The following is a 21,492-nucleotide window of genomic DNA, read 5'->3' as shown; positions in this document are numbered from 1 at the left end:
CCCGTCGGCGACGCCCGTCCTCCTCCGGCGAGGCGGGCGCGCCGCCGGCCGGCGTGTCACGCGGGCACGTGCACGGCCTCGACCCTGCTGACGATGTGATGGTCGCGCTCCCTGAGTGCCGCCCTGGCCCGCAGCCGCAGGATCTGGGCGATACCGAGCGCCTCCAGGACGAAAACGGAGGCGAACGCGATGCGGTAGTTGTCGCCGGTCGCGTCCAGCAGGACACCGACCGCGAACAGCGTGGTCATCGAGGCGACGAAGCCACCCATGTTGACGATGCCCGACGCGGTGCCCTGACGCTCCGGCGGGTTGGCGGGGCGTGCGAAGTCGAAGCCGATCATCGACGCCGGGCCGCAGGCGCCGAGCACCAGGCACAGGGTGACGAGCAGCCACATCGGCGCGTGGTCGGCCGGGTGAAAGATCGTCGCGGCCCACAGCAAGGCCGTCATCGCGACCGTGCCGAGCGCCAGGGGGACCCGGGCCGCGTGGTGGCGGGCGATGATCTGCCCGTAGACGAGCCCCACCGCCATGTTGGAGAGCACCACCAGCGTCAGCAGCTCACCGGCCGTTCCCCGGCTCAGCCCCTGCGCCTCGACCAGGAACGGCATCCCCCAGAGCAGCAGGAAGACCATCGCGGGAAACTGGGTCGTGAAGTGAACCCACATCCCGAGCCGGGTGCCCGGCTCGCGCCAGGCCGCGGCGATCTGCTTGCGCACGTACGCCGCGCCGGCGTGCTCGGCGGGCGGCGGCTCGTGCCCCTCCGGGTGGTCCTTGAGGAACAGCAGCAGCAACACCAGCACCACCACGCCCGCGCCCGCACTGCCGACGAACGTCGTCGTCCAGCCGAAGCCGTGCAGCGCCCGGGCGATGAACAGGGTCGAGACGAGGTTGCCCGCCATCCCGAACAGCGCGGCGACCTGCCCGATCATCGGCCCGCGCCGCGCCGGGAACCACCTGCTGCCGAGCCGCAGCACGCTGATGAAGGTCATCGCGTCACCGCACCCGAGCAGCGCGCGGGAGGCCAGCGCCATGCCGTACGAGGGGGAGAGCGCGAAGCCCAGCTGCCCGAGGGTGAACAGCACGGCCCCGATGGTCAGGACCTTCTTCGTGCCGAGCCGGTCGACCATCAGCCCGACCGGTATCTGCATACCGGCGTAGACGAGCAGCTGAAGGATGGAGAACGTGGACAGCGCCGAGGCGTTGACGTCGAAGCGGTCCGCGGCGTCGAGTCCGGCGACTCCCAGGCTCGTACGGAAGATGATGGCGACGAAGTAGACGGCGACGCCGATGCCCCAGATCCGGGCGGCACGCCGGCCGCCGGGCGGGTCACCGGGCAGGGAGAGACTGGGCGCGGCCCCGGAGCTCACCGGTCCTCACCCCGGACCAGGACCTTGACCCGGCTGACGTGGCGACGCACGACCTGGGCGGCACCCTCCGCGTCCCCGGCCCTGATGGCGTCCAGCAGTTCGCCGTGCTCGGTGATGTTGGCGGCGATCCGTCCGGGGTGCGCCTCCAGCACGGCGACGCCCATCCGCAGCTGCCTGTCGCGCAGCTGGTCGTAGAGGCGCGAGAGGATCTCGTTGCCCGCGTTCCGCACGATCTCGGCGTGGAAGCAGCGGTCGCTGACGGCGACGGCCGCGAGGTCACCGGCCTCGGACCGCTGCCGCTGCTCCTCCAGCAGTTCCTCCAGCCGTCGGATCAGCTGCGCCGACGCGGGGACCGCCTTGCGGGCCGCGAACTCCTCGACGAGCAGACGGGTCTCCACCACGTCCGCGATCTCCTGCGCGGAGACGGCGAGCACGAGGGCGCCCTTCTTCGGGTAGAGCTTGATCAGCCCCTCGACCTCAAGACGCAGCAGCGCCTCGCGCACGGGCGTACGGGATACACCGACGGCCTCCGCCAGATCGCCTTCGGTGAGGAGCGTCCCGCCCTGGTAACGGCGGTCGAGGACGGCGTCCTTGATGTGGGTGTAGACGCGGTCGGCGGCGGGGGGCCGCTTGAGCGACGTCTTGACGGGAGGCTTGGCTGGGACCGAGGGCGCGGCAGGCATGGACACAGCATAGATACAACATGGACGCATGTGATGACCGGTCCACGATATGAAATTCCGACACCCGGTCGGCGTAACTTCGGAATTACCCCTGAATTCACTCCCGTTGCGGTACATCCATTCCCCCGCACCGAGAGTCTCACCACCGAGCGGCACCCTTATGTAGCCGCATATCAGGGGCATTTGGAGCGTTCAGTTGAATATCGGCATGAAGCGCAGATACCGCGCAACCGCCACTGCCACCGTGGCCCTCACCGCCGGCGCCGTTCTCGCGGGCAGCGCCTTCGCCACGCAGGCCCAGGCCGCAGCACCGCCGAAGCCCACGATCGTCGCCAAGGGCGGCTTCGTGATGAACAACGGCACCGGCAAGACCCTCTTCACCAAGTCTGCGGACACGCGCCGTTCCACCGGCTCCACCACCAAGATCATGACCGCCAAGGTGGTGCTGTCGCAGAAGAATCTGAACCTGGATTCGAAGGTGACGATCCAGAAGGCGTACAGCGACTACATCGTCTCCAAGGGCGCCTCCTCGGCCCGACTGATCGTCGGCGACAAGGTCACCGTCCGACAGCTGCTGTACGGGCTCATGCTGCCGTCCGGCTGCGACGCCGCGTACGCCCTCGCCGACAAGTTCGGGACGGGCACCACGCGCGCGGCCCGCGTGAAGTCGTTCATCGGCAAGATGAACGCCACCGCCAAGTCCCTCGGCCTGAAGAACACCAAGTTCGACTCGTTCGACGGCATAGGGAGTGGGAACAACTACTCCACCCCGCGTGACCTGACGAAGATCGCCAGCAGCGCGATGAAGAGTTCCACCTTCCGCGCGATCGTCAAGACCAAGTCGACGAAGCAGAAGGTGACCACGAAGAGCGGCGGATACCGCTACATGGCGTGGAGCAACACCAACAAGATGCTCAGCACGTACAGCGGTGCCATCGGCGTGAAGACCGGCTCCGGCCCGACCGCCAAGTACTGCCTGGTCTTCGCCGCGACCCGTAACGGCAAGACGGTCATCGGCACGGTCCTCACCTCCTCGTCCGAGGCGAACAGGACCGCGGACGCGAAGAAGCTCATGGACTACGGCTTCAAGCTGTAGGACCCCTACGGATCCGGGCCTCGCGGGTCCGCGGACGAGGGCGGGCGGTCACAACGGTGACCGCCCGCCCAAGTGGTGGCCGACCGCCGGGGCGAGGTTGACGGATTCTTTACCCCGTTCGCGTACATCCCTTCGTGCCGCTCACGAGTCTCGCATCGGGACCCCTCGTGTTTCCGGTCCCCCCAACGCATTCGCGAACTCGGAGCGTTCATTGATATCGAGCCACAAGGCCCGCCCCAAGGCCGGTCACAAGGCCCGCAGCAAGCGCCTGCGCAACGTTGTCGTCGCAGCCGTCGTGTCCGGTGGCGTGATGCTCGGCGTCTCGCCTCTCCTGACGTCGGCCCAGGCCGCTGTCCCCCTGCCGACACTCAGCGCCAAGGGTGCGTTCCTGCAGGACAGGGTCACGGGCGCCAAGAAGTACGGCAAGGCCGCCGACATCAAGCGGCAGATGGCCAGCACCACGAAGGTCATGACCGCCGCCGTGGTGCTCAACACCCCCGGCGTCGATCTGAGCCGCAAGGTCACCATCTCGCAGACGTACCGCGACTACGTCACGGCCAAGGGCGCCAGCACGGCGGACCTGAGGACCGGCGACAAGGCCACGGTCCGTCAGCTGCTGCACGCTTTGATGCTTCCGTCCGGCTGTGACGCGGCGTACGCGCTCGCCGACGCCTTCGGCGTGGGCACCACCCGGGCTGCCCGCACCAAGCAGTTCATCGGCCAGATGAACAAGAAGGCCGTCTCGCTCGGGATGACCAACACCACGTTCGACTCGTTCGACGGCATTTCGTCGACCGGGAACAACCTCTCGACCCCGCGTGACCTCGCGCAGCTCGCCAGTTACGCGATGCGGGGCTCCACGCTGCGCGGCATCATGAGCACCGCCAAGTACGTCACCCCCGTGACGACCAGCACCGGCGCCTCTCGCACGTACACCTGGTACAACACCAACAAGCTGCTCGGCTCCTACAGCGGCGCCGTCGGCATCAAGACCGGCTCCGGCACGGCGGCAGGTCCCTGCCTCATCTTCGCCGCCACCCGGGGCGACAAGACGTACGTCGGCGTCATCCTGAACGGCACCGACCGCTACAACGACGCGGCCAAGCTGCTGGACTACGGCTTCGGTTCCTCCACCGCGACGACCATGCAACTGCGTACGCTGCCCCAGGGCGCGCAGCGCGACTGATCAGGCGCCGGGCTGCGACCAGCCGGACGAACAGAAGGGTGCGGCTACCGACGGTAGCCGCACCCTTTGTCGTCACGCCCAGGTGATCAGCCGCTTCGGCTGCTCCAGGATCGCCGCGACATCCGCGAGGACCTTGGAGCCGAGCTCGCCGTCGACCAGGCGGTGGTCGAACGACAGCGCCAGCGTCGTGACCTGGCGGGGCTTCACCTTGCCCTTGTGCACCCACGGCTGGAGCTTGATCGCACCGACCGCGAGGATCGCGGACTCACCCGGGTTGAGGATCGGCGTTCCCGTGTCGACGCCGAAGACGCCGACGTTGGTGATCGTCACCGTGCCGCCCGCCATCGCCGCGGGAGACGTCTTGCCGTCACGCGCTGTGGAGACCAGTTCGCCCAGCGAGGCGGCGAGCTGGGGCAGGGTCTGCTCGTGCGCGTCCTTGATGTTCGGCACGATCAGACCGCGCGGCGTGGCCGCGGCGATGCCCAGGTTCACGTAGTGCTTCCGGACGATCTCCTGGTTGGCCTCGTCCCAGGCGGCGTTGACGTCCGGGTTCCGCTTGATCGCGACCAGGAGGGCCTTGGCGATGATCAGGAGCGGGTTGACCCGCACCCCCGCCATGTCCTTGTCCTCCTTGAGCTCCGCCACCAGCTTCATCGTGCGCGTCACGTCGACGGTCACGAACTCGGTGACGTGCGGAGCCGTGAAGGCGCTGCCCACCATCGCCTGCGCGATGGCCTTGCGTACGCCCTTGACCGGGATACGCGTCTCCCGGGCACCCGGGACGACGGCCGCGGCGGCGGCCACCGGGGCGGCAACGGGCTCCGCCGGTGCGGCGGGAGCGGCGACGGGGGCGGGCTCCGCCACCGGCGCGGCCGCCGCGTGGACGTCCTCGCGGGTGATGATCCCGTCCTTGCCGGTCGGCGTGACCGTGGCCAGGTCGATGCCCAGGTCCTTGGCAAGCTTGCGGACCGGCGGCTTGGCGAGCGGCCGGGCCTCCGGCGTCACCCCGCCGTGCCCGTTGAGCTCGCTCTGTACCGCGGCGGCGGCCTGCTTCGGGACCTCGGCCCCCTTGCGCGGGCGCCGCTTCGTGGAGGACTCCGCCACGCCGTAGCCCACCAGGACCGGCTGACGGCCCTTCGGCGCCTCGGCCTCGGGCTCCGCGGCAGGTGCCGGAGCCGCCACGGGCTCCGCGGCGGGAAGAACCTCACCCGGCGCCACGTCCACCGTGATGATCACCTGGCCGACATCGACGGTCGTGCCCTCGGGGAAGCGCAGCTCGTGCACCACCCCGTCGAACGGGATCGGCAGCTCCACGGCCGCCTTCGCCGTCTCGACCTCGCACACGACCTGTCCGTCGGTGACGGTGTCGCCCGGCTGGACGTACCACTTGAGGATTTCCGCCTCGGTCAGTCCTTCGCCCACGTCGGGCATCTTGAACTCACGGAAGCGAGCAGACGTTTCGGTCATCGTCGTCACGAACCCTCTCCTCAGTACGCCAGCGAGCGGTCGACGGCGTCGAGCACCCGGTCGAGCCCCGGCAGGTACTCGTCCTCGAGCCGGGCCGGCGGATACGGGACGTGGTAGCCGCCGACACGCAGCACCGGTGCCTCGAGATGGTAGAAGCAGCGCTCCGTGATGCGGGCGGCGATCTCCGCGCCCGAGCCGTAGAACACCGGGGCCTCGTGGACCACGACCAGCCGGCCGGTCTTCTCCACCGAGGTCTGGATCGAGTCGAAGTCGATCGGGGACATCGACCGCAGGTCCAGGACCTCGACCGACTTGCCCTCCTCCTGCGCGGCCGCGGCGGCCTCCAGGCAGACCTTCACCATCGGCCCGTAGGCGACGAGCGTGAGGTCGGTGCCCGTACGCGCCACGGTCGCCTTGTGCAGCGGCCCGGGGATGGACTCCGTGTCCACCTCGCCCTTGTCCCAGTAACGCCGCTTCGGCTCGAAGAAGATGATCGGGTCATCGCTCTGCACGGCCTGCTGCATCATCCAGTACGCGTCGGACGCGTTGGACGGCGAGACGACCTTCAGCCCCGCGACGTGCGCGAACAGGGCCTCGGGCGACTCGCTGTGGTGCTCGACGGCACCGATGCCGCCGCCGTACGGAATCCGCACGACGACCGGGAGCTTGATCTTGCCGAGCGCACGGGCGTGCATCTTCGCCAGCTGCGTGACGATCTGGTCGTACGCGGGGAAGACGAACCCGTCGAACTGGATCTCCACGATCGGCCGGTAGCCCCGCAGGGCCATACCGATCGCCGTACCGACGATCCCCGACTCGGCGAGCGGGGTGTCGATGACCCGTCCCTCGCCGAAGTCCTTCTGGAGCCCGTCGGTGATCCGGAAGACGCCGCCCAGCTTGCCGACGTCCTCACCCATGATGAGGACCTTCGGGTCCGTGTCGAGGGCGAGGCGCAGCGACTCGTTGAGCGCCTTCGCGATGGACATCTTTTCCACGGCCATGGCTAGTTGCCCTCCTCGGCAGAGTCTGCGAACGATGCCTGGTAGGCGGCGAACTGGGCGCGCTCCTCGTCGACGAGGCTGCTCCCGTCCGCGTAGCCGTGCTCGAAGAGCGACATCGGGTCCGGGTCGGGCATGGCCCGTACCGCTTCCCGCACGCGCTTGCCGAGGGTCTCGCTCTCCTCGTCCAGCGCGGTGAAGAACGCCTCGTCGGCGACCTTCTCGTTCTCCAGGTACGTCCGCAGGCGCAGGATCGGGTCCTTGGCCTCCCAGGCCACCCGCTCCTCGTCCGCCCGGTACTTCGTCGGGTCGTCGGAGGTGGTGTGGGCGCCCATGCGGTAGGTGAACGCCTCCACGAGGGTGGGGCCCTCGCCGCGGCGGGCCCGCTCCAGTGCCGACCTGGTGACGGCCAGGCACGCGAGGACGTCGTTGCCGTCGACGCGGACGCCGGGGAAGCCGAAGCCCTGGGCGCGCTGGTACAGCGGCACCCGCATCTGCCTCTCGGTCGGCTCCGAGATCGCCCACTGGTTGTTCTGGCAGAAGAACACCACGGGCGCGTTGTAGACGGCGGAGAAGGTGAACGCCTCCGCGACGTCGCCCTGGCTGGAGGCTCCGTCACCGAAGTACGCGATCACGGCCGAGTCCGCGCCGTCCTTGGCGACGCCCATGGCGTAGCCCGTGGCGTGCAGGGTCTGCGAACCGATGACGATCGTGTACAGGTGGAAGTTGTTGGTGCTGGGGTCCCAGCCACCGTGGTTCACACCGCGGAACATCCCGAGCAGATTGGTCGGGTCGACCCCGCGGCACCAGGCGACGCCGTGCTCCCGGTAGGTCGGGAAGACGTAGTCGTCGTCGCGCAGCGCCCGGCCGGAGCCGATCTGCGCGGCTTCCTGGCCCAGCAGCGAGGCCCACAGGCCCAGCTCGCCCTGACGCTGGAGCGCGGTGGCCTCGGCGTCGAAGCGCCGGGTCAGGACCATGTCCCGGTACAGCCCGCGGAGCTCGTCCGCGGTCAGGTCGATCTCGTAGTCCGGGTGCTCGACGCGCTGACCCTCGGGGGTCAGCAACTGTACGAGTTGGGGCTCGGAACTCTGTGGCGTCTTCGCGGCGCTGGTCCGCTTGCTGCTGCGTCGCGGTTTGCGCGCGGCAGTGCTCTCCACGGTCACGTGCGTGCTCCTCCGTCGGTCCGGCCCCCGGGGTCTGCCGGGAACCAGTGCGGCTCGCCTGTGTCCGGACCCGTGCACGGGGTGGGTGCAACTCGGCCGGGAACAGGCGTGACAGGTGCCCCGGCGAGCGCCCTGTCAAAGGCACGTTACCCAGTGCATCGCATAACTGCGAAACACTCCCTGACCTGCGTTTTTGCTTGGATTTCCAAGTAAATCCAGAAAATCGGGAACTCTCGCTGGTCACAGCACTGGTAACAGCCTTGCAGGCCGCCGGAACAACGGCACGTTATCCCGGCCGGCAGCGGCAGGGAAGGGGTGAGTGTGTGAGACTGCGTTTGTGCGCGAAGATGGAAAAATCACCGTATTTCTGTTGGACGACCACGAAGTGGTCCGCCGTGGAGTGCATGAATTGCTCTCCTCCGAAGCCGATATCGAGGTGGTCGGAGAGGCGGGCACGGCGGCGGACGCACTGGTCCGCATCCCCGCCACCCGGCCCGATGTGGCGGTCCTGGACGTACGGCTGCCCGACGGCAGCGGGGTGGAGGTCTGCCGCGAGGTCCGTTCCCTGGACGAGAACATCAAATGCCTGATGCTCACCTCGTACGCCGACGACGAGGCTCTTTTCGACGCGATCATGGCCGGTGCGTCCGGTTACGTACTGAAGGCGATCCGCGGCAACGAGCTGCTGAGCGCGGTACGGGACGTGGCGGCGGGGAAGTCCCTGCTGGACCCGGCGGCGACCGCGCGGGTGCTGGAACGGCTGCGTGACGGGCCGAAGGGCAAGGGCGACGACAAGCTGGCCGGCCTGACGGAACAGGAGCGCAAGATCCTCGACCTGATCGGTGAGGGGCTCACGAACCGGGTGATCGGCGAGCGGCTCCATCTCGCCGAGAAGACGATCAAGAACTACGTGTCCAGCCTGCTGTCCAAGCTGGGCATGGAGCGCCGCTCGCAGGCCGCCGCGTACGTGGCCCGCCTCCAGGCCGAACGGCGCTGAGTACGCCTCCGCGACGGCGCGGCTCCGGGTGACTCAGGGACTTTGGTCCCGCACCAACCGGGGCCGCGGACCCTTACCCGGCTCCTACAGGCAGCGGACAGTGGACGCATGGCCTCTGAGGAACTCCGTGCGATCGAGCTGCTCGGCCGGGTGCCGTACGGCCGCCTGGCGACGAGTATGCGAGCGCTCCCCATTCTGGCCGTGGCCCGCCACATCGTGGCCGAGGGCCGGGTGCTGCTGCGGCTGCACCGCGGGCTCGGCCACCACGAAAGGTGCGACGGCAGCGTCATCGCGTACGGGGCGGACAACTTCAACACCGCGGCCGGCGGCGGCGACGATCCCTGGTCCGTGCAGTTCACCGGACCCGCCGAGATCGTCCATCCCTGCCTTGACCAGCAGAAACTCTTCGGCCCCGTCCCACTCACGGCGAACGGCGAACCCTTCGACCCGGTCTATCTGCGGCTCGAACCCCACTTCGTCACTACGCACACTCTGGGCTTCGACGCAAGTCCGCAGATCGGCCACGTAGCGTGATCTAGCATTTGGTAAGTGCCGCGCTCATATGTAACCCGTCCACCTGTTCCCCCGGTCGGCGAGGTGCTGCGCCGCTATCCGGATGCCGGTGAACCACTCGCGTGCGAGCCCCTGACCAAGGGGCTGCTCAACCACGGCTACCGCGTCTCGACCACGCACGGCGCGTATTTCCTCAAGCACCATCTGGACAAACACCACCTCGGCGACGCCACCGGCGACCGCGCCACGATCGTCCGCCAGCACCGGGCCACCCAGCGGCTCCACTCACTCGGCGTCCCCGTCGCCCCGCCCCTCACGGACACGGAGGGTGACACGGTCACGGTGATCGACGGCAATTGCTACGCCCTCCACCCCTGGGTCGAGGGCCTCCACCGCGGCGGCGCCGAGCTGACCACCGCCCAGTCACGCCGGCTCGGGGCCCTGCTCGGGGCCGTACACACGGGTCTGGAGCAGGTGATGGGTCCGGGCAGCGGTCCGCCGCCCAGGCCCGGCTACGGGAGTCCGGAGCCCGCGGACACCTTCGAGCTGATCGACGACCTGCTGGCCGCGGCCCGCGGGCTGCGCCCCCGCGACGCCTTCGACGAGCTGGCCGTGCACCGGCTCGTCGAGCGCCGCGCCCTGCTCGAACGGCACGCCCACCGCAAGCCGCCCACCCCGGACGGACCGGCCACGGGTTGGGTGCACGGCGACTTCCATCCGCTGAACCTGCTCTACCGGGGCGCCGACCCGGTCGCGATCGTCGACTGGGACCGGCTGGGGGTGCAGCCGCGTGCGGAGGAGGCGGTACGGGCGGCGGCGATCTTCTTCGTGAGGCCGGCCGGGGAACTGGACCTGGAGAAGGTGCGGGCGTACGCGCGGGCCTACCGGCGGGCGGCGGGTGCGGGAGCGGCGGAGCTGGCGGCGGCGGTGCACCGGGTGTGGTGGGAGCGGCTCAACGACTTCTGGATACTGCGCTGGCGTTACCGCCTGCACGACCGCAGGGCCGACCCGCAGTTCCCTGCGGTGTCGGCCCTGGCGGTGTGGTGGACGCGTGAGTACGAGGCGGTCTGCGAGGCCTTCACGGGGTGAGGGCCTCGCGGGCACCGTGCGAGGTCCGGAGCCTTACGGCGTGGTGCCCGCGACGGTGCCGGCAGCCTCGCCCGCACCGGTCGAGGCGCCCTCGGCCGTGCCCTCGGTGGTGCCTTCGGCCGCGCCCTCCGTCGTGCCCTCGTCGTCGCCCGTGCCGGCGTCGTCCCCGGTGCCGCCTTCGTCGCCCGTGCCCTCGTCCGTGCCCGAGCCGCCGTCGGTGGTGCCGGGGTCGGTGGTGGGCGGCGTGGTGGACGGCGTGTCGGTGGGCTCGGTGGGCGTCGGGGTGGGCTTCCAGGTGGGCTGCTCGGTGGGCTCCCACTGACCGCCCGTGGACGTGTCCGGCGCCTCGGTCTCCTCCGACGGCTCCTCGGACGGCGTCTCCGACGACTTCGACGGGGTGGGTGAGGCCGGGGTGGTGGCGGGGGTCGGAGACTTCTTGGTGCCGCCGTCGTTCGCCGCGTTCACTGCGAAGGCGACCCCGGCGCCGATCGCGATCAGGGCGAGCAGGACGAACAGCCACATCTTGCCGCGGCCGCTGCCGCCGTTGTGCTGGCCGCCGACGTAGCCGCCGTCGTCCGGGTTCATGGGAGGCAGGATCGGGCCCTGGGAGGTGTCCCCGTGGGCCGGGTAGCCCATCGCCGCCGTACCGCCCACCGAGCCCATCGGCGAGGTGTGACCGCCCTCGTGCGCCACGACCGGGCCGGTGTTCCACGTACCGGTGTGACCGCCCTGCACCTGGAGCATCTGCAGGCTGTACTGGACCAGGCCGCGCATCTCCTCGGCGCTCTGGAACCGGTCGTCCGGATCCTTCGCGAGCGAGCGCATCACCATCCCGTCCAGCTCCGGCGGCACCCCGTCCGAGACCTCGGACGGCGGGACGGGGATGTCCTGGACGTGCTGGTAGACGACGGAGAGCGGGGTCTCGCCGGTGAACGGGGGCCGCAGGGCAAGCAGCTCGTAGAGCAGGCAGCCGGTGGCGTACAGGTCGGAGCGGTGGTCGACCGCCTTGCCGAGCGCCTGTTCGGGGGAGAGGTACTGGGGCGTGCCCATGACCATGCCGGTCTGGGTCATCGTCGACTGGGCGCCGTGCAGCGCGCGGGCGATGCCGAAGTCCATGACCTTGACCGCGCCGGACTGCGTGATGATCACGTTGGCGGGCTTGATGTCACGGTGCACGATGCCGTGCTGGTGGGAGTACGCGAGAGCTTCCAGCACGCCCGAGACGATGATCAGCGCCTGCTCGGGCGGCGGCGACTCGGCGTTGAGCAGCAGGTCGCGGATGGTGTTGCCCTCGACGAGCTCCATCACGATGTACGGAACGGTCCGGCCGCCCACGACGTCCTCGCCGGAGTCGTACACGGCGACGATCGCATGGTGGTTGAGGCCTGCGACCGACTGTGCCTCACGGGTGAACCGCGCCTTGGAGACCGGGTCCTCCGCGAGGTCGGACCGGAGCAGCTTCACCGCCACGGTGCGTCCCAGACGCACGTCCTCCGCGGCATAGACCTCGGCCATGCCGCCGCGGCCGAGCCGGTGGGTCATCCGGTAGCGCCCGTCGCCGACCACACCCCCGAGGCCCCAGGAGTCGGTGCCATCCGAAACTCCGCCGCCGTTTGCTTCGGATTCGGGTGCCATCAGTCCTCGCCGTCGTTTCTGTCCGCGCGTCCGCGGGTGCCACGGGTGCCTTGCTGCATTGCCACGTCACGCTACAGGCTCTGTCCGGCACCCCGGTTCGAGAGAGACGGGTCATCCAACCGGTCGGCGTGCCGCACACGCAAATTCCATGCGGTTCCTGTAACGCTTCCGAGACGCTTCTTGTGCGTAGGGTCACGGAACGGGCACCTGGCTTGACGTGTCGTACCCCTCGGGCAGACTTGGCCGGAAACGGGATCTTCGCGTCACGTCATCAGTTGCGCGCCGAGGGGGAAGCTAGTCATGAGCCAGGACGGCGCACACGGCGCTCAGGGTCGCTACGCGGGGGGTTCGGTCGCCGGCGGCCGCTACCAGCTGCGCGACCTGCTCGGCGAGGGCGGGATGGCTTCCGTGTATCTCGCGTACGACTCGGCGCTCGACCGTCAGGTCGCGATCAAGACGCTGCACACGGAGCTGGGGCGCGAACAGTCCTTCCGTGAGCGCTTCCGGCGCGAGGCGCAGGCGGTCGCGAAGCTCCAGCACACCAACATCGTCTCGGTCTTCGACACCGGCGAGGACGAGCTCGGCGGCGCGCTGATGCCGTACATCGTCATGGAGTACGTCGAGGGGCAGCCGCTCGGCTCCGTCCTCCAGTCGGACATCCAGCAGTACGGCGCGATGCCGGCCGACAAGGCGCTCAAGGTGACGGCCGACGTGCTGGCCGCGCTGGAGACCAGCCACGAGATGGGCCTGGTCCACCGGGACATCAAGCCCGGCAACGTGATGATGACGAAGCGCGGCATCGTCAAGGTCATGGACTTCGGCATCGCGCGGGCCATGCAGTCCGGCGTGACGTCGATGACCCAGACCGGCATGGTCGTCGGCACCCCGCAGTACCTCTCCCCCGAGCAGGCCCTGGGCCGCGGTGTGGACGCGCGGTCCGACCTCTACTCGGTCGGCATCATGCTGTTCCAGCTGCTCACCGGGCGGATTCCGTTCGACGCGGACTCGCCGCTGGCCATCGCGTACGCGCACGTGCAGGAGGAGCCGGTCGCTCCGTCGACCATCAACCGCTCGATCACTCCGGCGATGGACGCGCTCGTCGCCCGCGCGCTGAAGAAGAACCCGAACGAGCGCTTTCCGAGCGCCGCGGCGATGCAGGACGAGGTCACCCGCGTGCTGAACGCGGGCGGCCAGGCCGGTGCCCCGGTGATCATCAGCGGCAGCGGTCCGGGTAACAGCGGCGCCGGTGTGGGCTCCGCCGTCTTCCCGCCGGTCGACCAGGGCACGCCCGCGCCGCAGAGCGTGCAGACGCCGTACCAGCCGCAGCCCCACCAGACGCACCAGCCGTACCAGCAGCCGGGCCCGTACGCGCCGACGCCCGCGCCGAGCTACGGCTACCCGCAGGCGTACCAGTCCCCGGTCCCCCCGGCGCACGGAACGCCTCCGCCGTACGCGATGTCCCCGCAGGGAACGATCGGTGGTCACGGCGGCGGTGGACCCAAGCGGAACATGCCGGTGATCGTCGGCTCGATCGTCGTCGCACTGCTCGCGATCGGTGGCCTGGTCACGGTCCTGACCATGAACGGCGGCGACCCGGAGAACGGCAAGGACGGCGATCCGGGTACCGGGGAGACCACGGTGGCCGGCGAGCACAAGCCGCCGGAGCGCAACCGGACGATGGACGAAGAGGACTGCACGGACGCCAGCGAGGACTCGGACGACCCGCAGAAGGTGCAGGCGCCGAACTTCATCTACAAGGACATCCTTTCTGCCAAGGCGTGCGCCGCGGCGGCCGGCTGGACGGTCAAGGTCATCGACGTGGAGGGCAACACGTACGCCGAGGACCAGGTCGTCGACCAGTTCCCGTCCTCCGGTACGGCGATTCCCGAGCGTGACGCCCACTTCGAGCTGAGGATCTCCACGGGCGACCCGGCCTGACGCAGCCCGCCCGGGCACTGGCTGTCCGACGGCCGACGGCCGACCCACGGGGCGCGATGCGGGGGCGCGATGCGTGGCGTGATGCGTCGCGCCCCTGGTGCTCCGCGGCGGAGGCGATCAGGTCGGGCGGTCCGGATGCCGTCCCGACTGAGTCCCGGATGCCGGATATTTCCGCTCGTGTGACTCTGAGCCCATGGCTCCAGGACTCCTCCCGTCTCGGCGGTCCCGGTCGTCGCGTTGTGTGCTCTGCCTGGCGGTGAGCGCGGCGGCGGTGCTGGGACCCGCGAGCTGGACGTACGCGGCAGAGCGGGCGTCCGGCGGGGTTGCGCACCGGTCGGCGGTCCTCCCGTCGACGGAGACGGACGCGCATGCGCCTCTCCCGCTCGCCGCCCGTTCGGCGGAACTTCCGGGTGCGGCCACAGGCAGCCCCTCGGCCGCCCCTGCGGCCGCTCCCACGGCCACAGCCTCGCCCGGCCACACGTCACCGGCGCCGACGCCCCCAGTGGCCACCTCCGGGCCGTCCACGGGCCCCTCGCCCTCGGCCTCCGCGTCGCCGTCCGCCGCCCCCTCCGGCTCCCCGTCCGCACTCCCCTCCGGCTCCCCGTCCGCACTCCCCTCAGGTGCATCAGGGGCCTCCGGCTCGGCCGGGCCGCCCTCCGGGAGCGCCGCGCCGCCGCCCGCCGGGTCGTCGGCGAGCCCCTCCGCCTCCCCCGAGCGGTCGCCCCTCGCCGGGCGGCCGGCCGGCGAGGGAAGGGTCCGGCCGGGGCGTTCACTGACGCCGCTGGAGATCGCCCGCGCCGATGCCCTGCTTGAAGAGGAGGAGGAGCCGGAGCCGGACATCGGCGAGGTCGCTCCCGTCGAGGTGACGCCCAGCCCTCCGGGGCGTTCGGGGCAGTCGGCTCCCCAAGCGATGAGCGGTCCCGCCGTGCGGCAGGTCCAGGAGGTGTCGCTCGGCGCCGGTATCGCGCTGGTCGGGATGGGGCTGGGCTTCCTCGCCCTGCGGATGCGCCGCGCCCGCTGACGCCGCACGGGGGGCGGCGCGCACCCCGGTAATGCCCTGGCCCGACACCCGGTCGGCCCTTGCCATGTGGAGCATACTCGGTATACATACTGAGTATGTCGATTCGCCACGGGCTTCTGGCCCTCCTGGAGCGCGGGCCTCGTTACGGCTCCCAGCTCCGTACCGAATTCGAGTCGCGCACCGGTTCCACCTGGCCGCTGAACGTCGGCCAGGTGTACACCACCCTCAGCCGTCTGGAGCGCGACGGCATGGTCGTCCAGGACGGTGAGGACGACGCGGGGCACGCGCTCTACTCGATCACCGACGACGGCCGCGCCGAACTGCACAGCTGGTTCGGGACGCCCGTCGACCGCGACAACCCGCCCCGCGACGAGCTGGCCATCAAGCTCGCCATGGCGGTCGGTGCACCGGGCGTCGACATCCGAGCGGTGATCCAGGCCCAGCGCCACCACACCCTGAAGGCGATGCAGGAGTACACGCGGCTGAAGGCCCGGGCCCTCACCGCGGTCCCCGCCAACCGGGACGAGGTCGCCTGGCTCCTCGTGGTGGAGCAGCTGATCTTCCAGGCCGAGGCGGAGGCCCGGTGGCTCGACCACTGCGAATCACGTCTCGTACGCCTGGCCGAGGCCGCGGCCACCGACCCCGAGCCCCAGCCGGGCAGGTCCGCACAGCGCGGCTCCGGCCGTGCCTCGACGGCACGGCCCCGCGCCGACCGCTGACCACATCGGCTGACCACGTCGTTCGGATCACGCCGGCAGACCGCGCCCGCGGACCCGGAAACCAGCGGCCGGCGCCCAGCGCCCAGCGCCCGACTGCCGGCACCGGCACCCGGCGCCCGGTACCGACCATCCAGAACTGAGCAGTACGTCCCAGGGGGAACGCCCACCATGTCCTCGTCCGTCCCGTCCCCGTCCACACCGCCGTCCACCGGCCTGTCCGTGGACGCACCCGTCCTGGAGCTGCGCGCGCTGACGCGCACCCACGGCTCCGGAGTCGCCCAGGTCCACGCGCTCCGCGGGATCGATCTGTCCGTCCACGCGGGTGAGCTCGTCGCCGTGATGGGACCGTCCGGCTCCGGGAAGTCCACCCTGCTGACGCTGGCCGGCGGCCTCGACACCGCGAGCAGCGGGCAGGTCGTGATCGAGGGCAAGGACATCGCCACGCTCGGCCGCAAGGGCGTCGCCGCCCTCCGCCGCCGCAGCGTCGGCTACGTCTTCCAGGACTACAACCTCATCCCCGCCCTCACCGCCGCCGAGAACATCGCGCTCCCCCGCGAGCTCGATGGCGTATCCCTCCGCAAGGCGCGCAAGGAAGCCCTCGCCGCCCTGGAGGAGATGAACCTCGCCGAGATCGCCGACCGCTTCCCCGACGAGATGTCCGGCGGCCAGCAGCAGCGCGTCGCCATCGCCCGTGCCCTGGTCGGGGACCGTCGCCTCGTGCTCGCCGACGAGCCGACCGGCGCCCTCGACTCGGAGACCGGCGAGTCCGTCCTCGCCCTCCTGCGCAGCCACTGCGACCAGGGCGCTGCCGGGGTGATGGTGACGCACGAACCGCGGTACGCGGCCTGGGCGGACCGGGTCGTGTTCCTCCGGGACGGTTCGATCGTCGACCAGACACTCGTGTCCGGTGCCGAATCGCTGCTCACCGCGGAGGCCTCCAAGTGAGCCTCCTGCCGGGGTGGCGCGCCGCCTTCCGGATAGCCCGACGGGATGCCATGCGGGCCAAGGGCCGCAGTGCCCTCGTCGTCGCGATGATCGCGCTCCCGGTCCTCGGGGTGACAGCCGCCGACGTCACGTACCGCAGCTCCGTCGCGACCCCTGCCGAGGAACTGACGGCCGCCATGGGTTCGGCGGACGCCGTGTTCAGTTCGGCGGGCGTCGGGCCGGTACCCCTTGAGCAGCTGCCCGACCTCCGGACGTGGGGCACTCCGCCCGACGGGCCCGACCCGGCCGCCGACGGCACGCCGGAGCCGGTCGACGTACCGAGTGCCTTCCCGAAGGGCTCGCGGTACCTCACGGAGCAGGCCGTGCCCGCAAGCGTCACCACCCGGCACGGCATCGCCAACGTCGAGATCGTCGAGCTGCGCACCTCCGACCCGGCGGTACGCGGCAAGCTCGACCTGGTCGACGGGGCGTACCCGAGAAGCGGGGACGAGGCCGTCGCGACCGAGCACTTCCTGGAGTCGGCCGGCCTGGGCATCGGATCCCGCACCACGCTGCGCGGTCCCGGACAGACCTACACGATCACCGGCAGCGTCGAGCTGCACGACGAACTCGACGCGAACACCCTGTACGCCGATCCGGGTGCGGTCATCGCTCCCTGGAAGGCAGCGGCAGCCCGTGACGAGAAGATCGTTCCGCCCAGCCCCGGAGACCGGAAGTGGCTGGTCCAGGGCCCGGCCGGGGTCGGTGTCACATGGCAGGACGTGCTCGCGGCCAACGAGAAGGGGGTCCTGGTCCTGTCCCGTCAGGTCGCTCTGGATCCGCCGCCGGACTCCGAGGTGCCGATGGCCGCACACGCGGGCGACGACTTCCCCGGCACCTCGGCGGAGCTGAGCGCCGCCGTCGTGACCGTCGCCTCGATGGCGGTGCTGGAGGTCGTCCTGCTGGCAGGCCCGGCGTTCGCAGTCGGTGCGCGTCGTTCGCGCAGGCAGCTCGGACTCCTCGGCACCTGCGGCGGCGACCGGAGCCAGGTACGGGCGGTGGTGCTGGCCGGCGGTGTGGTGCTCGGTGGACTCGGCGCCGTGGCCGGTGTCACCGCCGGTCTCGGACTGACCTTCCTGTTCCGTCCGATGATCGAGGGCTGGGCCGAGAGCCGTTTCGGCGCCCTGGAGATCCGTCCCTGGGAGGTGCTGGGGATCGCGCTGACCGGCCTCGTCACCGGAGTGCTGGCGTCCCTTGCGCCCGCCGTCGTTGCGGGCCGCCAGTCCGTGCTGGAAGCGCTCACCGGCCGCCGCGGCACGCGCGGGAGTTCCCGTGTCCTTCCCGTCGTGGGCTGTGTGGCCCTGGCGGGCGGGGTCGCGGTCGCCGTCATCGGCGGTACGAGGGGTGACAGGCAGCTGGTCGCCGGCGGATCGGTCGTCGCCGAGCTCGGACTGCTCGGCTGCATCCCGGTGATCGTCGGCTTCCTCGGCCGGCTCGGCTCCCGGCTGCCGCTCTCCCCTCGGATGGCGCTGCGCGACGCGGCTCGCAACCGGGGCCGCACGGCGCCGGCGGTGGCCGCCGTCATGGCGGCGGTCGCGGGCACGGTGGCCATCGCCACGTATACGGCCGGTGTGATGGCGGAGCACGAGTACGACCACGTGCCCATGCTCACCCCCGGCACGGCGGTGCTCGTGAGCTCCCAGTCGACGAACGTGAAGCAGCTTCCCCTCGCCCGTACCGCCGTCGAACAGAATCTCGCCGTCCGCGGCGGCCGTGCGGACTTCGGACGGGTGTGGGCCGGATCCGACTGCACCGTCTACTACGAGGAGGAGAACGGCTGCGGCACGCTGGAGCTGGTCAAGCCGACCGGCAAGGGCCACAGCTGCCCACTTCAGGGAGCAGGGGCCCGGAAACTCGCGGAAGGGCTTTCCTCCGGCGCGCACAAGAAGCTGATGAACTCACCCGCCTGCGTCGACGAGTACATCCAGGCGCACCCGTTCGATTCGGGCGAGGCCAGGATCGTCGTGGGGGGCGCGGCCGTGCTCACCTCGTACGCGAAGCTCGACGACCCCGCAGCCGTCCGGGCCCTGGCCGACGGCACTCCTGTGCTGCTCAATCCGGCGTACGCGGAGAACGGCCGGATCACTCTGAAGGCCGTTCACAGGTACAACGAGCGCGACAAGGAGAACCGGAGGCTGCACCCGGGCGGGACCAGGACCACCACGGACCGGCTGAAGGTGTACGTCGCTCCCGCGAAGTACGCCGCCACCCCCGGAATCCGCGTGATCATGCCGCGGAAGACCGCGGAGCGGCTCGGACTACGCACGCAGGACTACGGGAGCTTCTACACCGTCGGGCACCCTCCGACGGAGGCCGAGCAGCAGGCGCTGCACGGTGCGTTCGCGCAGAGCGGCAACACCGCCTACTTCCAGTCGGAGTACGGGCCGCAGGACGAGGACCTCGTCCTGCTGATCCTCGCCCTGTTCGCGGGTGTGGTGACCCTGGGCGCCGCGGCCATCACGACCGGTCTGGCCAAGGCCGACGCGCAGGCCGACCTCACGACCCTCAGCGCTGTGGGGGCACCGCCGGGTGTACGGCGCAGGCTCTCCGGCTTCCAGTGCCTGGTGGTCGCGCTCACCGGGGTGCTGCTGGGGACCGTCGCCGGCGTCGTACCCGCGGTGGCGCTGCGTCTGATCGACCTGCGGGAGGCGATGGAGTCCATGCGCGCCGAGCCGATGGACTCCGCTTACACGCCGATCGTGCTGCCCTGGGAGACCATCGGACTGCTCGCCCTGGTGGTGCCGGTCCTGGCGGGTCTCCTGGCTGCCGCGTTCTCCGGGTCACGGACGGTGCTGGCCCGGCGGGCGGGGTGAGGGCCCGCGGCTGACCGGCAGTTCCCGTGCCCCCGGAAAGGGTGGATCACTCGTTACCGGGGGCACCACCGTTGTGTACGGCACGTGTGCGAGAGAATGGCGGCATGGAGATGCCGAGGAATGACCGGTCGCAGGAGCACCCCCAAGTCCTCGTAGTGGGACAGGACGGAATGGCTGTCGGCGGCGGTGACAGTGGCAACGAATCCCGCGAGGTCCCGGTGACGGAAATGGTCGAACAGCCCGCGAAGGTCATGCGCATCGGCAGCATGATCAAGCAGCTCTTGGAGGAGGTCAGGGCAGCTCCTCTCGACGAGGCGAGCCGCGTCAGGCTCAAGGAGATCCACTCCAGCTCCGTGAAGGAACTGGAGGACGGGCTGGCGCCGGAACTGGTGGAGGAGCTGGAGCGTCTCTCCCTGCCGTTCACCGAGGAGTCGGTGCCTTCGGAAGCGGAACTGAGGATCGCGCAGGCTCAGTTGGTCGGCTGGCTCGAAGGGCTCTTCCACGGAATCCAGACGGCCCTGTTCGCCCAGCAGATGGCCGCCCGCGCCCAGTTGGAACAGATGCGGCGCGCTCTGCCGCCCGGCACGGGCCACGAGGACGAGGAAGGCGGCTCGGACCCCCACGGGCCGATCCGGTCCGGCCCGTACCTGTAACGAGCACCGCACCCGAACAGGCGGGCAGCACCGCAGGGGCCCGGCACGCAACGTCGAACGTTGGTGTGCCGGGCCCCTGCGGTTTGCTGGTGTGGTGTGCCGGCCCCTGCGTGTGGTCGGTGTGCGGGGCACCTGGATGTGGTCGGCTTGCGGGTCCCCCGCGTTTTCGCGGTGGTTACGCGGCTGTCGGCGCGAGCAGCAGCACCTTGCCGACGTGCGTGCTGGATTCGAGCACCCGGTGCGCTTCCGCGGCGTCCGCCATCGGCAGCGTGCGGTCCACGACGGGCCGGACCACACCACCGGCGATCAGCGGCCACACGTGCTCGCGCACGGCGGCGACGATCGCCGCCTTCTCGGCGAGCGGACGCCCGCGCAGGGAGGTGGCCATGACCGCGGCCCGCTTGGTCAGGAGCGCGCCCAGGTTCAGTTCGCCCTTGACGCCGCCCTGGAGGCCGATGATCGCGAGGCGGCCGTTCACGGCCAGTGCCCGCACGTTCCGGTCCAGGTACTTCGCACCGACGATGTCGAGGATGGCGTCGGCGCCCGCGCCGTCCGTCGCCTTGTGGATCTCCTCGACGAAGTCCTGCTCGCGGTAGTCGATGAGGATGTCCGCACCGAGCTCGGCGCAGCGCGCCAGCTTCTCCGGTCCGCCCGCCGTCACCGCGACGCGCGCGCCGACGGCCTTGGCGAGCTGGATGGCCATCGTGCCGATGCCGCTGGATCCGCCGTGCACGAGCAGGGTCTCGCCAGGGCGCAGGTGGGCCACCATGAAGACGTTGGACCAGACGGTCGCCGTCACCTCGGGCAGAGCCGCGGCCGTCGTCAGATCCACACCGTCGGGAACGGGCAGGAGCTGCCCGGCCGGCACGACGACCTTCTCCGCGTAACCGCCGCCCGCGAGCAGCCCGCAGACCTCGTCACCCACCGACCAGCCCGTGACGCCGGGGCCGAGTTCCGCGACGCGGCCGGCGCACTCCAGGCCGGGGTACGGCGAGGCGCCGGGCGGCGGGTTGTAGGAGCCCTGCCGCTGCAGCACATCCGCGCGGTTGACCGCGCTGGACACGACCTCGACGAGGACCTCTCCCTCGCCTGGTACGGGATCGGGCACCTCTGCCCATACGAGCGCCTCGGGGCCACCGGGTTCGGGGATCGTGATCGCATACATGGCGG

General features: G+C 70.5%; 18 protein-coding genes. 11 read left to right on the top strand and 7 right to left on the bottom strand.

Annotated features, from left to right (window positions below; genetic code table 11):
• Nucleotides 1-56: 56 nt before the first annotated feature.
• Together AB0C82_RS22820 and AB0C82_RS22815 are read right to left on the bottom strand one after the other, a co-directional pair.
• Nucleotides 57-1,367, bottom strand: a complete 1,311-nt coding sequence (locus AB0C82_RS22820; RefSeq protein ID WP_362844946.1) for an MFS transporter — start codon at nt 1,365-1,367, stop codon at nt 57-59.
• Nucleotides 1,364-2,050 (bottom strand): GntR family transcriptional regulator, encoded by a 687-nt coding sequence (locus AB0C82_RS22815; RefSeq protein ID WP_362844943.1) that lies wholly within the window; start codon nt 2,048-2,050, stop codon nt 1,364-1,366. The genes AB0C82_RS22820 and AB0C82_RS22815 overlap by 4 nt, the downstream gene beginning before the upstream one ends.
• Before the next feature lie 196 nt (nt 2,051-2,246).
• On the opposite strand from AB0C82_RS22815, the gene AB0C82_RS22810 reads away from it, so the two are divergent.
• Nucleotides 2,247-3,146 carry a serine hydrolase gene (locus tag AB0C82_RS22810; RefSeq protein ID WP_362844941.1) on the top strand — a complete coding sequence of 300 codons (900 nt, stop codon included), beginning with the start codon at nt 2,247-2,249 and terminating at the stop codon, nt 3,144-3,146.
• A gap of 310 nt (nt 3,147-3,456) precedes the next feature.
• Nucleotides 3,457-4,332, top strand: coding sequence for a D-alanyl-D-alanine carboxypeptidase (locus AB0C82_RS22805; RefSeq protein WP_362845200.1), 876 nt, complete (start codon nt 3,457-3,459; stop codon nt 4,330-4,332).
• A gap of 72 nt (nt 4,333-4,404) precedes the next feature.
• Here AB0C82_RS22805 and AB0C82_RS22800 read toward each other — a convergent pair whose 3' ends face one another.
• From AB0C82_RS22800 to pdhA, 3 genes are read right to left on the bottom strand one after another with little or no spacing between them, the layout of a single operon-like run.
• Nucleotides 4,405-5,808, bottom strand: coding sequence for a dihydrolipoamide acetyltransferase family protein (locus AB0C82_RS22800; protein ID WP_362844938.1), 1,404 nt, complete (start codon nt 5,806-5,808; stop codon nt 4,405-4,407).
• An 11-nt stretch (nt 5,809-5,819) separates the two neighbouring features.
• Nucleotides 5,820-6,800 (bottom strand): alpha-ketoacid dehydrogenase subunit beta, encoded by a 981-nt coding sequence (locus AB0C82_RS22795; RefSeq protein WP_362844935.1) that lies wholly within the window; start codon nt 6,798-6,800, stop codon nt 5,820-5,822.
• A gap of 2 nt (nt 6,801-6,802) precedes the next feature.
• On the bottom strand, nt 6,803-7,960 hold the full coding sequence (pdhA, locus tag AB0C82_RS22790) for a pyruvate dehydrogenase (acetyl-transferring) E1 component subunit alpha (protein WP_362844933.1): 1,158 nt from the start codon (nt 7,958-7,960) through the stop codon (nt 6,803-6,805).
• A 337-nt stretch (nt 7,961-8,297) separates the two neighbouring features.
• On the opposite strand from pdhA, the gene AB0C82_RS22785 reads away from it, so the two are divergent.
• From AB0C82_RS22785 to AB0C82_RS22775, 3 genes are all read left to right on the top strand, one after another.
• On the top strand, nt 8,298-8,957 hold the full coding sequence (locus AB0C82_RS22785; protein ID WP_362844931.1) for a response regulator transcription factor: 660 nt from the start codon (nt 8,298-8,300) through the stop codon (nt 8,955-8,957).
• A 108-nt stretch (nt 8,958-9,065) separates the two neighbouring features.
• Nucleotides 9,066-9,491 carry a pyridoxamine 5'-phosphate oxidase family protein gene (locus AB0C82_RS22780; protein ID WP_362844928.1) on the top strand — a complete coding sequence of 142 codons (426 nt, stop codon included), beginning with the start codon at nt 9,066-9,068 and terminating at the stop codon, nt 9,489-9,491.
• 63 nt (nt 9,492-9,554) lie between these two features.
• Nucleotides 9,555-10,559 (top strand): phosphotransferase, encoded by a 1,005-nt coding sequence (locus tag AB0C82_RS22775; protein WP_362845197.1) that lies wholly within the window; start codon nt 9,555-9,557, stop codon nt 10,557-10,559.
• A gap of 33 nt (nt 10,560-10,592) precedes the next feature.
• On the opposite strand, the gene AB0C82_RS22770 is transcribed toward AB0C82_RS22775, so the two are convergent.
• Nucleotides 10,593-12,194, bottom strand: a complete 1,602-nt coding sequence (locus AB0C82_RS22770) for a protein kinase (protein ID WP_362844925.1) — start codon at nt 12,192-12,194, stop codon at nt 10,593-10,595.
• 300 nt (nt 12,195-12,494) lie between these two features.
• Here AB0C82_RS22770 and AB0C82_RS22765 point away from each other — a divergent pair, with 300 nt between their 5' ends.
• The 6 genes from AB0C82_RS22765 (at nt 12,495) to AB0C82_RS22740 (ending at nt 20,322) form a co-directional block, all read left to right on the top strand.
• Nucleotides 12,495-14,132, top strand: a complete 1,638-nt coding sequence (locus AB0C82_RS22765; RefSeq protein WP_362844922.1) for a protein kinase — start codon at nt 12,495-12,497, stop codon at nt 14,130-14,132.
• A 502-nt stretch (nt 14,133-14,634) separates the two neighbouring features.
• Entirely contained in the window at nt 14,635-15,153 is a 519-nt protein-coding gene (locus AB0C82_RS22760; protein WP_362844919.1) for a hypothetical protein, read from the top strand.
• Between the two features lie 95 nt (nt 15,154-15,248).
• Nucleotides 15,249-15,872, top strand: a complete 624-nt coding sequence (locus tag AB0C82_RS22755; protein ID WP_362844916.1) for a PadR family transcriptional regulator — start codon at nt 15,249-15,251, stop codon at nt 15,870-15,872.
• Between the two features lie 168 nt (nt 15,873-16,040).
• Entirely contained in the window at nt 16,041-16,817 is a 777-nt protein-coding gene (locus AB0C82_RS22750) for an ABC transporter ATP-binding protein (RefSeq protein ID WP_362844914.1), read from the top strand.
• Complete coding sequence (locus tag AB0C82_RS22745; protein WP_362844912.1) at nt 16,814-19,669, top strand: FtsX-like permease family protein; 2,856 nt, start codon at nt 16,814-16,816, stop codon at nt 19,667-19,669. The genes AB0C82_RS22750 and AB0C82_RS22745 overlap by 4 nt, the downstream gene beginning before the upstream one ends.
• A gap of 104 nt (nt 19,670-19,773) precedes the next feature.
• Nucleotides 19,774-20,322 carry a bacterial proteasome activator family protein gene (locus AB0C82_RS22740; RefSeq protein ID WP_362844909.1) on the top strand — a complete coding sequence of 183 codons (549 nt, stop codon included), beginning with the start codon at nt 19,774-19,776 and terminating at the stop codon, nt 20,320-20,322.
• A gap of 175 nt (nt 20,323-20,497) precedes the next feature.
• Here AB0C82_RS22740 and AB0C82_RS22735 read toward each other — a convergent pair whose 3' ends face one another.
• Nucleotides 20,498-21,487 (bottom strand): NAD(P)H-quinone oxidoreductase, encoded by a 990-nt coding sequence (locus tag AB0C82_RS22735; RefSeq protein WP_362844907.1) that lies wholly within the window; start codon nt 21,485-21,487, stop codon nt 20,498-20,500.
• Between the last annotated feature and the right edge of the window lie 5 nt (nt 21,488-21,492).

Source organism: Streptomyces sp. NPDC048560 (assembly GCF_040650955.1).
Taxonomy (GTDB): domain Bacteria; phylum Actinomycetota; class Actinomycetes; order Streptomycetales; family Streptomycetaceae; genus Streptomyces.
The sequence above is the reverse complement of the archived record's forward strand: the minus strand, read 5'-3'. Positions and strand labels throughout refer to the sequence as shown.

Excerpts from the sequence above, each read along its gene's own strand:
- AB0C82_RS22740 (WP_362844909.1), top strand. The coding sequence starts at position 19,774 with ATGGAGATGCCGAGGAATGACCGGTCGCAGGAGCACCCCCAAGTCCTC.
- AB0C82_RS22815 (WP_362844943.1), bottom strand. The coding sequence starts at position 2,050 with ATGCCTGCCGCGCCCTCGGTCCCAGCCAAGCCTCCCGTCAAGACGTCG.
- AB0C82_RS22765 (WP_362844922.1), top strand. The coding sequence starts at position 12,495 with ATGAGCCAGGACGGCGCACACGGCGCTCAGGGTCGCTACGCGGGGGGT.
- AB0C82_RS22770 (WP_362844925.1), bottom strand. The coding sequence starts at position 12,194 with ATGGCACCCGAATCCGAAGCAAACGGCGGCGGAGTTTCGGATGGCACC.
- AB0C82_RS22755 (WP_362844916.1), top strand. The coding sequence starts at position 15,249 with ATGTCGATTCGCCACGGGCTTCTGGCCCTCCTGGAGCGCGGGCCTCGT.
- AB0C82_RS22805 (WP_362845200.1), top strand. The coding sequence starts at position 3,457 with ATGCTCGGCGTCTCGCCTCTCCTGACGTCGGCCCAGGCCGCTGTCCCC.
- AB0C82_RS22780 (WP_362844928.1), top strand. The coding sequence starts at position 9,066 with ATGGCCTCTGAGGAACTCCGTGCGATCGAGCTGCTCGGCCGGGTGCCG.
- AB0C82_RS22795 (WP_362844935.1), bottom strand. The coding sequence starts at position 6,800 with ATGGCCGTGGAAAAGATGTCCATCGCGAAGGCGCTCAACGAGTCGCTG.
- AB0C82_RS22735 (WP_362844907.1), bottom strand. The coding sequence starts at position 21,487 with ATGTATGCGATCACGATCCCCGAACCCGGTGGCCCCGAGGCGCTCGTA.
- AB0C82_RS22750 (WP_362844914.1), top strand. The coding sequence starts at position 16,041 with ATGTCCTCGTCCGTCCCGTCCCCGTCCACACCGCCGTCCACCGGCCTG.